General features: G+C 72.6%; 14 protein-coding genes. 12 read left to right on the forward strand and 2 right to left on the reverse strand.

Annotated elements, in window-relative coordinates; all coding sequences use genetic code 11:
• The first annotated feature begins 47 nt into the window (after positions 1–47).
• From PH191_RS09930 to PH191_RS09955, 6 genes are all read left to right on the forward strand, one after another.
• A complete protein-coding gene (locus tag PH191_RS09930) occupies positions 48–1,256 on the forward strand; it encodes an acetyl-CoA C-acetyltransferase (RefSeq protein ID WP_274194419.1) in 1,209 nt (402 codons plus the stop codon).
• A gap of 59 nt (positions 1,257–1,315) precedes the next feature.
• On the forward strand, positions 1,316–3,472 hold the full coding sequence (locus PH191_RS09935; RefSeq protein WP_274194711.1) for a 3-hydroxyacyl-CoA dehydrogenase NAD-binding domain-containing protein: 2,157 nt from the start codon (positions 1,316–1,318) through the stop codon (positions 3,470–3,472).
• Between the two features lie 162 nt (positions 3,473–3,634).
• On the forward strand, positions 3,635–4,282 hold the full coding sequence (locus PH191_RS09940; RefSeq protein WP_274194420.1) for a hypothetical protein: 648 nt from the start codon (positions 3,635–3,637) through the stop codon (positions 4,280–4,282).
• A gap of 53 nt (positions 4,283–4,335) precedes the next feature.
• Positions 4,336–5,487 (forward strand): CaiB/BaiF CoA transferase family protein, encoded by a 1,152-nt coding sequence (locus PH191_RS09945; RefSeq protein WP_274194421.1) that lies wholly within the window; start codon positions 4,336–4,338, stop codon positions 5,485–5,487.
• Between the two features lie 84 nt (positions 5,488–5,571).
• Positions 5,572–6,945 (forward strand): alpha/beta fold hydrolase, encoded by a 1,374-nt coding sequence (locus PH191_RS09950; protein WP_274194422.1) that lies wholly within the window; start codon positions 5,572–5,574, stop codon positions 6,943–6,945.
• 38 nt (positions 6,946–6,983) lie between these two features.
• The gene (locus PH191_RS09955; protein ID WP_274194423.1) at positions 6,984–7,325 is read left to right on the forward strand and encodes a helix-turn-helix domain-containing protein; all 342 of its coding nucleotides are present in this window, start codon (positions 6,984–6,986) and stop codon (positions 7,323–7,325) included.
• A 7-nt stretch (positions 7,326–7,332) separates the two neighbouring features.
• On the opposite strand, the gene PH191_RS09960 is transcribed toward PH191_RS09955, so the two are convergent.
• Entirely contained in the window at positions 7,333–7,503 is a 171-nt protein-coding gene (locus PH191_RS09960; RefSeq protein ID WP_274194424.1) for a hypothetical protein, read from the reverse strand.
• 289 nt (positions 7,504–7,792) lie between these two features.
• Here PH191_RS09960 and PH191_RS09965 point away from each other — a divergent pair, with 289 nt between their 5' ends.
• Positions 7,793–8,788, forward strand: a complete 996-nt coding sequence (locus PH191_RS09965) for an aldo/keto reductase family protein (RefSeq protein ID WP_274194425.1) — start codon at positions 7,793–7,795, stop codon at positions 8,786–8,788.
• A gap of 61 nt (positions 8,789–8,849) precedes the next feature.
• On the opposite strand, the gene PH191_RS09970 is transcribed toward PH191_RS09965, so the two are convergent.
• On the reverse strand, positions 8,850–9,623 hold the full coding sequence (locus PH191_RS09970) for a decaprenylphospho-beta-D-erythro-pentofuranosid-2-ulose 2-reductase (protein ID WP_274194426.1): 774 nt from the start codon (positions 9,621–9,623) through the stop codon (positions 8,850–8,852).
• Between the two features lie 98 nt (positions 9,624–9,721).
• Here PH191_RS09970 and PH191_RS09975 point away from each other — a divergent pair, with 98 nt between their 5' ends.
• The 5 genes from PH191_RS09975 to PH191_RS09995 all read left to right on the forward strand — a co-directional run bounded on the left by PH191_RS09975 (position 9,722) and on the right by PH191_RS09995 (position 12,713).
• Entirely contained in the window at positions 9,722–10,027 is a 306-nt protein-coding gene (locus tag PH191_RS09975; RefSeq protein ID WP_274194427.1) for a P-II family nitrogen regulator, read from the forward strand.
• Positions 10,028–10,184: 157 nt separating this feature from the next.
• A complete protein-coding gene (locus PH191_RS09980) occupies positions 10,185–11,159 on the forward strand; it encodes a sensor histidine kinase (RefSeq protein WP_274194428.1) in 975 nt (324 codons plus the stop codon).
• Positions 11,160–11,189: 30 nt separating this feature from the next.
• On the forward strand, positions 11,190–11,825 hold the full coding sequence (locus tag PH191_RS09985) for a maleylpyruvate isomerase family mycothiol-dependent enzyme (RefSeq protein WP_274194429.1): 636 nt from the start codon (positions 11,190–11,192) through the stop codon (positions 11,823–11,825).
• A gap of 82 nt (positions 11,826–11,907) precedes the next feature.
• The gene (locus tag PH191_RS09990) at positions 11,908–12,312 is read left to right on the forward strand and encodes a VOC family protein (RefSeq protein WP_274194430.1); all 405 of its coding nucleotides are present in this window, start codon (positions 11,908–11,910) and stop codon (positions 12,310–12,312) included.
• A 29-nt stretch (positions 12,313–12,341) separates the two neighbouring features.
• The gene (locus PH191_RS09995) at positions 12,342–12,713 is read left to right on the forward strand and encodes a VOC family protein (RefSeq protein ID WP_274194431.1); all 372 of its coding nucleotides are present in this window, start codon (positions 12,342–12,344) and stop codon (positions 12,711–12,713) included.
• The last annotated feature ends 19 nt before the right edge of the window (positions 12,714–12,732 follow it).

Genomic DNA, 12,732 nt, shown 5'->3' on the forward strand with positions numbered 1-12,732 from the left:
TGTTGAGAGCAGTCGGCTCACCACGCGCGCGAAGGGACACCCCACCCGTGACCGAGGCATTCATCTACGACGCGCTCCGCACCCCTCGCGGCCGGGGCAAGGCCAGTGGTTCGCTGCACGCGACCAAGCCCGTCTCGCTGGTCGTCGGACTCATCGACGAGCTGCGCAAGCGGAACCCGGAGCTCGACCCCGACAAGCTCGAGGACGTCGTCCTCGGCTGTGTGTCGCCGATCGGCGACCAGGGCGGCGACATCGCCAAGACCGCGGCCATCGCCGCGGGCCTGCCCGACCACGTCGGCGGCGTCCAGCTCAACCGCTTCTGCGCCTCCGGGCTCGAGGCCGTCAACCAGGCCGGCCAGCGCGTGCGCTCCGGCTTCGAGGACCTGATCGTCGCCGGCGGCGTCGAGTCGATGTCCCGCGTGCCCATGGCCTCCGACGGCGGCGCCTGGGCGATGGACCCGGAGACGAACCTCAAGACCTCGTTCGTCCCCCAGGGCATCGGCGCGGACCTCATCGCGACCCTCGAGGGCTTCGGCCGCGAGGACGTCGACGCCTACGCGCTCGAGTCGCAGACCCGCGCGGCGAAGGCCTGGGCCGACGGCGCCTTCGACCGCTCGATCGTCCCGGTGGTCGACCGCAACGGCCTGACCGTGCTCGACCGCGACGAGCACATGCGCGAGACGACGATGGAGGGCCTGTCCGGCCTCAAGCCGTCGTTCGCCGGCATCGGCGACATGGGCGGCTTCGACGCGGTGGCGCTGCAGAAGTACCACTGGGTCGAGGCCATCAACCACGTGCACCACGGCGGCAACAGCTCCGGGATCGTCGACGGCGCCGCGCTGGTGCTGCTCGGCTCCGAGGAGGCCGGCAAGCAGAACGGCCTCACCCCGCGCGCCCGCATCGTCGGCACGGCCGTCTCCGGCGCCGACCCGACGATCATGCTCACCGGCCCGACGCCCGCGTGCGAGAAGGTGCTGGCCAAGGCCGGCATGACGGTCGACGACATCGACCTCCTCGAGATCAACGAGGCGTTCGCCGCCGTGCCGATGAAGCTCATGAAGGACCTGGGCTTCCCGCACGAGCGCACCAACGTCGTCGGCGGCGCGATCGCGATGGGTCACCCGCTGGGCGCCACCGGCGCGATGCTCGTCGGGACCATGGTCGACGAGCTCGAGCGCCGCGACCTGCGCCGCGCCCTGGTGACGCTGTGCATCGGCGGCGGCATGGGCGTCGCCACCATCATCGAGCGCGTCTGAGCCACCCCGGAACGTCACCGACCAGCGAACGAGGAGTCAGTAGCGCAGTGTCCGAGAACATGTTCCGGTGGGAGGCCGACGGGGACGGCATCGTCACGCTGACGATGGACGACCCGACCGCCTCGGCCAACACGATGAGCGCCAAGTGGGGCGAGGACTTCGCCGCCACGCTCGACCGTCTCGAGGCCGAGAAGGACTCGATCACGGGCGTCGTCCTGACCTCCGCGAAGAAGACTTTCTTCGCCGGCGGCAACCTCGACGACCTCGTGAAGTACACGAAGGCCGACGCGCAGAAGGTCTTCGACCAGTCGCAGTCGATCAAGGGTCTGCTGCGGCGCCTGGAGACGCTGGGCAAGCCCGTCGTCTCGGCGATCAACGGCGCGGCGCTGGGCGGCGGCCTCGAGATCGCCCTGGCGACGCACCACCGCATCGCCCTCGACGCGAAGGGCTCGAAGATCGGGCTCCCCGAGGTCACGCTGGGCCTGCTGCCCGGCGGTGGCGGCGTCGTGCGCGTCGTGCGACTGCTCGGCCTGGCCGACGGCCTGATGAACGTGCTGCTGCAGGGCCAGCAGCGCAACCCGAAGGCCGCGCTCGAGGCCGGGCTGGTGCACGAGGTCGTCGACACCCCCGAGGAGATGATCTCCCGGGCGAAGCAGTGGGTGAAGGACAACCCCGAGGCGATCCAGCCCTGGGACCAGAAGAAGTACAAGATCCCCGGCGGCACGCCCTCGACGCCGTCGTTCGCGGCGAACCTGCCCGCGTTCCCGTCGAACCTGCGCAAGCAGCTCAAGAACGCCCCGATGCCCGCGCCGTACAACATCATGAGCGCCGCGGTCGAGGGCTCGCAGGTCGACATCGACAACGCCGGCCAGATCGAGTCGCGCTACTTCGCCGACCTCGCCTGCGGGCAGGTGTCGACGAACATGACGCGCGCCTTCTTCTTCGACCTGCAGGCCATCAACAAGGGCGCCTCGCGTCCCGACGGCTACGAGAAGCACAGCGCCCGCAAGGTCGTCGTGCTCGGCGCCGGGATGATGGGTGCGGGCATCGCGTACTCGTGCGCGATGTCGGGCCTCGAGGTCGTCCTCAAGGACGTCTCGCAGGAGAACGCCGACAAGGGCAAGGCGTACTCGCAGAAGATCCTGGACAAGGCCGTCTCGCGCGGCAAGCAGACCCAGGAGAAGGCCGACGAGGTGCTCGCGCGCATCACGCCGACCGCGGACGCCGCCGACGCCTCGGGCGCCGACCTCGTCATCGAGGCCGTGTTCGAGAGCCCCGACCTCAAGAAGCAGGTCTTCGCCGAGGTCATGCCGTACCTGGCGCCCGACGCGGTGCTGGGCTCCAACACCTCGACCCTGCCGATCACCGACCTCGCGACCGGCGTCGACCGGCCCGAGGACTTCATCGGCCTGCACTTCTTCTCGCCGGTCGACAAGATGCCGCTCCTGGAGATCATCCGCGGCGAGAGGACGAGCGACGCGACGCTGGCCAAGGCCGTCGACATCGCGCTGCAGATCAAGAAGACGCCGATCGTCGTCTCCGACAGCCGCGGGTTCTTCACCAGCCGCGTCATCGGCACGTTCATCAACGAGGCCGTGGCCATGCTCGGCGAGGGCGCGGCGCCGTCGTCGATCGAGCAGGCCGGCTCCCAGGCCGGCTACCCGGCCCCGCCGCTGCAGCTGATGGACGAGCTCACCCTCACGCTGCCGCAGCACATCCGCCAGGAGACCCGCAAGGGTGTCGAGGCGGCCGGCGGCACCTGGGTGGCGCACCCCTCCGAGGCGATCATCGACCGGATGGTCGAGCTCGGCCGCAAGGGCCGCTCCTCGGGCGCCGGGTTCTACGAGTACGACGAGTCCGGCAAGCGCACGCGCCTCTGGCCGGGCCTGTCCGACGAGTTCGGCGCGGCCACGGGCGATCTGCCGTTCGAGGACATGCAGGAGCGCATGCTCTTCGCCGAGGCCCTCGAGACCGTGAAGTGCTTCGACGAGGGCGTCCTGCACACCATTGCCGACGCCAACATCGGCTCGATCATGGGCATCGGCTACCCGGCCTGGACCGGCGGCGTGGCGCAGTACATCGACGGCTACCCGGGCGGCCTGCCCGGCTTCGTCGAGCGCGCCCGCATCCTGGCCAAGGCCTACGGCGACCGCTTCGCGCCCCCGGCCTCGGTGGTCGAGAAGGCGGAGAAGGGCCAGACCCTGCGCGGGGAGTGACCCTCGCGTCCTGAGCTGTCCTCTCCCGAACGGCGCCCTCGCTGCTCTCGAGCAGTTGGGGGCGCCGTTTCGTGTGTCGGGGTGGGGTACCGACCGCCGGCGAGCCAAGAGGTGCCGCAAAGATGCTTCGGAAATCGAAGCGTCGCTGGCAGGAGGAAGAGCTTGGAAGACTCGAGCGGGCTCTGGCAGATCGTCCTCGGCTGGGTACCGACGATCGTGTGGGCGGGCGTCGTGGTGACGGCTCTGGTCCTGTTGCGGAAGCCGCTCCGCCAGCTCCTCCCCCGCCTCGAGAAGGTGAACGTGGCAGGTGTCGACGTCTCGTTCGTCGCGGACGATCTGGGCGCGGCGGCGAGGGCGAAGAAGGTCGACCTACCGCCGAACGCGATCAGGAATGTCGCCCGTCGAGCTGCCGACCACGCCGACCTCCTTCGCGGAGCACGAGTGGTCTGGCTCGAGCCATCCCTCGACAACATCGAGCCCGAGCTCGACACCTTCCTCTCGCTGGGCCTGGGAATCGTCGTGCTCGACGACGTCGACGAAGCGGTGAGCGCAGCCGGTGCCCGAACCGATGTGGTCATCAGCAACTGGGGTCAAGCTGAGCAGGGCTCATCCAATGCGGTGCGCCTCGCGCAGGGGCTTCGCGACAAGGGTCTCCGTCTGCCCGTCATCATCTACACGAGGGACATCGACGAGGACTACCAAGCGAAGCCTGCCGGCATCTTCGCGGAGACCACTCGTCCCGACCGGCTCCTCCACTTCGTGATCGACGCCCTCGAGCACTCAGCTCACGACCCATACCGTCAGCCCTGACTGTCTCGTAGGCTCAGCCCCGCCACGACCGCGGCGAGAGGAGATCGGGCCCCATGGGTGTGCTGGACGGCGTCAAGGTCATCGAGGTGGCCGGGATCGGCCCCGGGCCGTTCGCGGCGATGATGCTCGCCGACATGGGCGCCGACGTCCTGCGCGTCGACCGGCCGGCCGGGGGCCGCGGGCTCTCGATCGGCAACGCGAGCAAGGACGTGCTGGCGCGCGGGCGACGCTCGGTGGCGCTGGACCTCAAGTCGCCCGAGGGCCTGGAGGTCCTGCTCGACCTCGTCGAGGGTGCCGACGTGCTGCTCGAGGGCTACCGACCGGGCGTCGCCGAGCGCCTCGGCTTCGGCCCGGACGAGTGCCACGCCCGCAACGAGCGCCTCGTCTACGGCCGGATGACCGGCTGGGGCCAGGACGGGCCGAACGCGTCGCGGGCGGGGCACGACCTGACCTACCTGTCGACGGCCGGCGTCGTCGCGCACATGGAGGGCCCCGACGGCGCCCCGGCGATCCCGATCAACCTCGTCGGCGACTTCGGCGGCGGCGGGATGCTGCTCGTCGTCGGCGTGCTCGGGGCGCTGGTGGAGCGTGCGACGTCGGGGCGCGGCCAGGTCGTCGACGCCGCGATCGTCGACGGCGCAGCCCTGCAGATGGCGATGGTCTACGGCATGCGGGCGGGCGGGATGTGGCCCAACCCGCGCGGCCAGAACCTCCTCGACGGCGGCGCGCCGTTCTACGAGCACTACCGCTGCAGCGACGGCGGCTGGGTCGCGGTCGGGGCCATCGAGCCGCAGTTCTACGCCGAGCTGATGACGCACCTCGGGCTCGAGGGCGAGGACATCGCGAGCAACCAGTGGGACATGGCCCGCTGGCCGGAGTTCCACGGGCGGCTCGCGGAGGTGTTCGCCACCCGCACCCGCGACGAGTGGGCCGCCGACCTCGAGCCGACCGACGCCGTCGTCGCCGCCGTGCTCGACATCGACGAGGCGCAGGAGCACCCCCACAACCAGGCCCGCGGGCTGTTCATCGACGCGTTCGGCGTCCGCCAGCCCGCGCCCGCACCGCGCTTCGACCGCACGCCCAGCGCCACACCGTCCGCGCCCGCGGCACCGGGGCAGCACTCCGCCGAAGCCCTGGCCGACTGGGGCATCGCCCCGGACCGCGTCGCGAAACTGCAGGAGGCCGGAGTCGTCCACCAGGCCTAGGGTCTGACCGTCGACGGTGTGCGTGCGTCTCCGCGCTCCGACACGGGTAAGCGCACACGAGCGCGGAACGCAGAGGAGGGGCCCGTGATCCTGACCCCGGCCGGGGCGTGGCGTGCCGTCGACAACGTGCGCGCCCGTGTGCTCGAGGGGCCGCTCGCGGACCTGCGTCGCATGCCCCGCTCGGCCTTCGACACCGGTCCGGGCGACCCGGGCGCCGGCGGTGTGGGCCGGGCACTCGGCCTCGCCCGCTCCGGGTCGGTGAGCACGTACCGCTACGCCGTGCACCCCACCGCGCGGCTGCGGGGCTCGCCGGTCCTCCTGGTGTCCCCGCTCGGCGCGTGCGGCGTCGCCTTCGACCTGCGGCGCGGCAACAGCCTCGTCGAGCACCTCGTCGGCGAGGGCCGATCGGTGCACCAGGTCGACGACGAGGACCTCGTCGGGTACGGCGGCGCGATCTCCCCGGGCCCGGCCGACCTCGAGCGGTGGGTCGACGAGATCCTCCCGCACGTCGTGCGCACGGTCAGCCGCCACCACGACGGCGCCCCGGTGCACCTGGTCGGCTGGTCGATCGGCGGCCTGCACAGCGTGCTCAGCGCTGCCGGTCACCCCGACCTCCCGCTGGCCTCGGTCACGGCGATCGCGACGCCGTTCGCGCTGGACGAGGTGCCGGCCGTGGTCCGGGCGCAGCCGCTGGCGGTCGCCGCCGGCGGGCCGGTCCTGGCGACGCTGCAGACGCTCCTGGCGATCATGCCGCTGCCGAGGTTGATCAAGGCTCTGGGCCTCGGCTCGCTCGACGAGCTCCTCACCGCGCCGTTGACGATGATCGCGCGGCTCGACGACCGCGACTTCCTCGCGCAGCTCGAGGCGGTCGACGACCTGCGGGCGATCATCGGCGAGCAGGCCCGCTACGTCGGCAGCTACTTCCGCGCGATGGTCGACCCGGCCGACCTCGCCGTCGGCCGCGTCCCCGTCGGGCACCGGGTGATCGACCTGGCGAACCTGCAGCGACCCACGCTGCTCGTCGCCGGGGAGAACGACCGCGTCGTCCCGCCCCGCGCCGTCCGTACCGGCGCGCGTCGTCTCACCGGCGCGCCGACGCGTCTGACGACGGCTCCCGGCGGGCACCTGGGCGTCCTCGCCGGGCGGGCCGCCAAGCACACGACGTGGGCCCGGCTGTGTGCGTTCCTGGACCACCACGACGCCCCGGCCGTCGTCGAGGGCGGGAGCCCCGGGAGCCGACGTGTGCTGCGCCCCGCCCGGTCCTCGCCGCGGCGTGCCGTGGAGCCCAGCCGCCCGTCGGTGACCGAGCTCCCGCCGCCGGTCGACGAGGCCGACGTGGCCGGCGACGAGGACCGCGACGACGCGCCCGCGGCCAAGCCGGCGGCCGCCCGGCCGGCACGCAGGTCGTCGCGGCTGCCCGCCCCCAAGCGGGCCTCGCGCTCCACCCGGCGGCGCTAGAAAGGCCTGCTGGCGTGGGCGTCGTCTACTGTGACGACGTGGTCTCGTTGCGTGATGCCCGGCGCGACCGGGGGTGGTCGCAGACGACGGCAGTGGCCCGACTACGGGAGCTCGCGGAGCAGGGCGAGGTCGACGTGGCGAGCGCCGCCAGCCTCAAGACGCAGCTCTCGCGCTGGGAGAACGGCACCATCCCGGACGAGCCCTACCGGACGCTGCTCGCGGAGCTCTACGAGCGCGAGCTCGGCGAGCTGGGCATCGACGTCACGCCCCACTGGGAGCGCACCCACGAGATCCCGGACCTGCTCACCGAGATCCGCGACGAGCTGCGCACCCTGAACGCGCTGCTGCGCGGGCCCCGCGACGAGCCGACCCCGCACTAGGGGCGGCTCAGACCTCCGGCGAGCGGCCCACGAGCTGCAGGCGCGACGCGTCCGAGGAGTCGGAGGTGCGCGCCAGCACGACCCCCAGGGCCGCCACCGAGACCGTGCCGACGGCGGCGACCGCCTCGGCCGTCAGATCGAGGACGTCGGCCAGAGGGCGCAGCGGCGCCAGCAACATGTTCACGTAACCCCTACGGAGAGCGGACGGTCGAGGACCCGAGGAGGTCCACACGACGGTCCGCAGCGGCTCTGCCGGGGACTCTTCGGGACCACCCTCGCGAGTTCGTGCCCCCATCGTGCCAGTCGTTCGCGACGGCGAAACCCGCTGTCGCGGCAATTCACACGTCGGTCATACCGAACTGCGTCGATCGGTCGATCTCGTGCGCCGATCGGACCTGAACTTCCGACCACTGGGAGTGTCGATCTCCGCACGGGCCGTGCCGACGACTCCGGCCTACGGTGACGGGGTGCGCCTTCGCCAGCTCGGTACGAGCGACCTGCAGGTCTCGGAGATCTCCCTCGGTTCGTGGCTGACCTACTCCGGAGGTGTCGAGGCGGACGCGACCGCGGCGTGCACCCGCGCCGCGTTCGACGCCGGCATCACGTTCTTCGACACCGCCAACGTCTACGGGCGCGGCGCCGCGGAGGAGGCCTGGGGTCGGATCCTCGCCGACTACCGGCGCGAGGACTACGTGCTAGCCACCAAGGTCTACTTCCCGATGTCCGACACCGATCGCGGGCTCTCCCCCGCCCAGATCGCGAAGCAGATCGACGCCTCACTGGCGCGCCTGCGCACCGACCACGTCGACCTCTACCAGTGCCACCGCTTCGACGCGCAGACGCCGATCGAGGACACGATGGAGGCGCTGGCGGAGGTCGTCCGCGCCGGCAAGGCCCGCTACCTGGGCTTCAGCGAGTGGACCCCGGACCAGATCCGCGCGGGCCTCGAGGCGTGTCCGGACGACGTGACGCTGGTGTCCTCGCAGCCCCAGTACTCGATGCTCTGGCGCGCGCCGGAGGCCGAGGTGTTCGGGGTGACCGCGGAGCACGGCATCTCGAACATCGTCTGGTCGCCGATGGCGGAGGGCGTGCTCACCGGCAAGTACCGCCCGGGCGAGCCGGTGCCCGTCGACTCACGGGCCGCCAGCGACGAGATGAACGGCTTCATCAAGCAGAAGCTCACCGACCGGACGCTCGAGGCCGTGCAGCGCCTGGTGCCGATCGCCGAGGGCGCCGGGCTCTCGATGGCGGAGATGGCGCTGGCCTGGGTCCTGCGCCGGCCCGAGCTGGCGTCGGCGATCGTCGGGGCGTCGCGTCCCGAGCAGGTGCACGCCAACGCCGCCGCGGCCGGGATCGAGCTCAGCGCCGACACCCTGACCGCCATCGACGACGCGCTCGGCGACGTCCCCGTCACCGGCCAGCAGCTCGCCCCCGGCGCCTCGGCGGGGATCACGAGGCGCTGACGCGCACGTGAGGGATCCGGGTCGCCCCGGCGACCCGCATCCCTCACGTGGGCGGAGCCCCTCACCGCGGCAGACGTCGCCAGGCCCACCGGGGCAGCAGGCGCAGGGCCGTGAACAGCACGCGCAGGGAGCCCGGCACCCAGACGACGTCGCGGCCCGTGGTCAGGGCGTCGGCGGTCGCGTCGGCCACCTGGCCCGGGGTGGACGACAACGGCGCGGGGTCGATCCCGCTGTCGGCGGTCATACGCCCGATCACGAACCCGGGGCGCACGAGCGTGAGGTGCACGCCGCTGCCGTGCAGGGCGTCCGCGAGGCCCGAGGCGAAGCCGTCGAGCCCGGCCTTCGCCGAGCCGTAGACGTAGTTGGCGCGCCGCACCCGCACGCCGGCCACCGACGAGAACACGACGATCTCGCCGCGGCCCCGGGCGCGCATGCGCGCGGCGACCTCGGTGAGCACCGCGACCTGCGCGGTGTAGTCGGTGTGCACGACGGCCGCAGCGTGCGCGGCGTCCCGCTCGGCGCGGGCCTGGTCGCCCAGCACGCCGAAGGCCAGCACGACGGTGTCGGGCAGCCCGTGCTCCGCCTCGACCGCGTCGAGCACGGCGGCCTGCGCTCCGAGGTCGTCGGCGTCGAACTCCACGGTCGCGACCTCGGCGCCGGCGCTGCGCACCGCGGCGGTCTCGGCGGCCAGGTCGTCCGCGCGCCGTGCGGCGAGCACGACGGTGCCGGCGCGGCCGGAGGCGGCGAGACGGCAGGCGAGCGCCACCCCGATCTCGCTGCGGCCGCCGAGGACGAGCACGACCGGCGCGGGCGATTCAGCGATCCGATCAGCCATCGCGGCAGCGTAGGCAGCGCACCCTCGCCCTGCGGCGCCCGGCCCCGTAGCGTCCGCGAGGACGAGGGAGGGCAGACGCGGTGAGGATGTTGCACGCGATGGTCCCCCCGCACGCCCTCGACGACGTGCGGCGCGCCCTCGAGCGCCACGCCGTGCTCGGGATGACCATCTCGGAGGTGCGCGGCCCCACCTCGGGCGGCCGGCGTGCGATCCACCGGGGACAGGTCGTCGTCGACGAGTTCGCGCCCTGCCTGCGCATCGAGACGATCCTGCACGACGAGATCGTCGAGCGGGTGCTCGGCGAGGTCGCGGGCGCGGTGCACCCGGACGGGCGTCTGTGGGTGGTCCCGGTGGACCTCGTCACCCGCGTCCGCACCGGCGAACGCGGTGCCGACGCGGTGTAGCTCGGGTGTAGGCGCTGTGACCCAGCGTGCCCAATGCACACGACCGTCCGTCGCATCGGCCGGTCCACTGGGCGGTATCGGGTGTCGTCGGCGTGCGCCCAGCGGCGAGGATCGGCGCCATCTGATGGACGCCGCCACGGAGCGGGGTGGTGCGAGGGTGACTGTGTCGGAGATCCGCGGGCGACATCGCCGCGACGTCGCGTCCCTCGAGCACGCAGCCCTCTTCTACGAGGGCGACGAGCAGTTCGTGCGGGGCGTGGTCGGTCACGTCCGTGCCGGCCTCGAGGTCGACGACGCGGTGGTCGTGGCGCTGCCCGACGCCCACCTGTCCCTCGTCCACGACGCGCTGGGCGACGACGCGCAGGCCGTGGTCCTCCAGGACGTGCGACGCCTGGGCCTCAACCCGGCGCGCCTGGTCCCCGCGCTGCAGAAGTTCGTCGAGGACCGTCCGGGGCGCCGTGTCCGCGCGGTCGGTGAGGCGCTGTGGCCCGACCGTCCGGCCGACGAGCGCGCCGCCTACCTGCAGCACGATGCGCTGACCAACCTCGCGTTCGCCGACCGTCCGGTGTCCGTGCTCTGCCCGTACGACACACGGCTCCTCGACGCGGACGGCCTCAGCGACGTCCGTGCGGCGCACCCGCTCGTCGTCGAGGACGGGACGCCCGTGGCCAACGCGGGCTTCGGCGACCCCCTGGTGCTCGCCGAGGCCGTCCTCGGCGTGCTGCCCGACGGGCCCGAGGAGAGCGAGACCCTCGTGTTCCGGCCGCCGCACGGCCCGCGCGCCGTGCGCCGGGCCGTCGCCGAGCACGCCACGGAGGCCGGGATGACGCCCGACCGCGTCACCGACTTCTGCCTGGCGGTGCACGAGGTCGCCCTCAACACGGTGGTGCACACGAACGGATCGGGCATCCTCTCGCTCTGGCACACCGACGACCGGGTGGTCGCCGAGATCCAGGACTCGGGGTACGTCGACGACCCGCTCGTCGGGCGTCACCCGCCCGGCCCGTCGGACGGCCGCGGCTACGGGCTGTACCTCACCCATCACCTCTGCGACCTCGTCCGGCTGCACAGCACGCGCGACGGCGGGACGACGGTCCGGATGACGATGTACCTCGACGGGCCGCACCGCTAGCGTTCGCTCCCCCGATCCCTGGAGCGCGCCGTGGACCGTGCCCACCTGCAGGCCGCCGTGGAGGCCGAACGTCGTGCGCTGGCCGACGTCCTCGACACCCTCACCCCCGAGGAGTGGCGCTCGCCGTCGCTCTGCGCGGGATGGACCGTCCAGGACGTCGTCGCGCACATGACGCTCACCTCGCGGCTCACGCGCTTCCAGGCGGTCAAGGCGATGCTGGCCGCGCGGGGCGACATCAACCGGATGATCGACAGGTCGGCCCGCGGGCGGGCGGCGGAGTACTCCCCCGGCGAGCTCGCCGCCCAGTACCGGGAGACGATCTCCTCCGCGCAGCGTCCGCTGGGCACCCAGCCCGCGGACCCGCTCGTGGACGTCATGGTCCACGGTCAGGACATCACCCGGCCGCTCGGCCGCACGCTGGCGATGCCGCCCGAGCACGCGGCCCTCGCCCTCCACCACGTGTGCGCGTCGTCGTTCTACGGCGCCAAGAAGCGGCTCGAGGGTCTGCGCCTCGTCCCCACCGACATCGACGCGTCGTTCGGTGACGGGGACCGCGAGGTGCACGGCCCGGCCGGTGAGCTGCTCCTGGTGGCGACGGGCCGCTCCGCCGGGCTCGCGGCCCTCTCCGGCCCCGGCGTGGAGGACGTGGCGGCGCGCGTCGGCTGACCCTCACGCGGGCCCCGACGTCGGAAGCGGACCGGACATGTCCGCTCCTCCTGGTTTCCTGTCCCGGACCCGAGGAGGCGCCATGTTGTCCCGATTCCCGCTCAACCCGGTCCTGCCCGCCCAGGACGGCGACCGTGCCCGGGCCTTCTACCGGGACGTCCTGGGCCTCACGCTCGTGTCGGGGCCGCACGACGACCCGATGATGTTCACCGCCGCCGAGGGCACACGCGTCCTCGTCACCGAGATCCCGGACCGGACCCCGTCCGACCACGCCGTCGTCGCGTTCCTCGTCGACGGTCTCGACGAGATCGTCGAGGAGCTCCTGCGCCGGGGCGTCTCGTTCCGCGACCCCGGCGCCGAGCGCGGGTCCTTCGCCGGGCAGGCCGGCCGCGCCGAGGGGGTGATCACGGACTACGGGCCGGTGCGCAGCACGTGGTTCCACGACTCCGAGGGCAACGTCCTGGCGCTCAACGAGATCGTCGGCTGAGCCCTTGCCCGCGGGTGGATGCTGACCCCGTGGACGGTCGGCTGATGGGGTTCGTCGGGGTCTCCGACCTCGACGCCGCACAGGAGTTCTACGGCGGCGTCCTGGGGCTCGACCTGGTCGACGAGCGACCGTTCGCACTGGTCGCCGACGTCGGCGGGACGATGCTGCGGATCACCGCCGTGGACGTCCCCGCCGCCGCGCCCTACACGGTGCTCGGCTGGGCCGTCGACGACATCGCCGCCGCCGTGGACGAGCTCGCCGGGCGCGGGGTGATCTTCACCCGCTACGAGGGCATGGGCCAGGACGAGCGAGGCGTCTGGTCGGCGCCGGGCGGCACGAAGATCGCGTGGTTCCTCGACCCGGACGGCAACAACCTCTCGCTGGCCGAGCTCACGGTCTGAGAATGGAGAAAGCCCCTGA

Origin of the sequence: Actinomycetospora callitridis (genome assembly GCF_028737265.1) — a bacterium.
Lineage (GTDB): Bacteria > Actinomycetota > Actinomycetes > Mycobacteriales > Pseudonocardiaceae > Actinomycetospora > Actinomycetospora callitridis.

Coding starts and splice junctions, on each gene's coding strand:
- PH191_RS09935 (WP_274194711.1), top strand. CDS start 1,316: ATGTTCCGGTGGGAGGCCGACGGGGACGGCATCGTCACGCTGACGATG.
- PH191_RS09945 (WP_274194421.1), top strand. CDS start 4,336: ATGGGTGTGCTGGACGGCGTCAAGGTCATCGAGGTGGCCGGGATCGGC.
- PH191_RS09960 (WP_274194424.1), bottom strand. CDS start 7,503: ATGTTGCTGGCGCCGCTGCGCCCTCTGGCCGACGTCCTCGATCTGACG.
- PH191_RS09970 (WP_274194426.1), bottom strand. CDS start 9,623: ATGGCTGATCGGATCGCTGAATCGCCCGCGCCGGTCGTGCTCGTCCTC.
- PH191_RS09975 (WP_274194427.1), top strand. CDS start 9,722: ATGGTCCCCCCGCACGCCCTCGACGACGTGCGGCGCGCCCTCGAGCGC.
- PH191_RS09990 (WP_274194430.1), top strand. CDS start 11,908: ATGTTGTCCCGATTCCCGCTCAACCCGGTCCTGCCCGCCCAGGACGGC.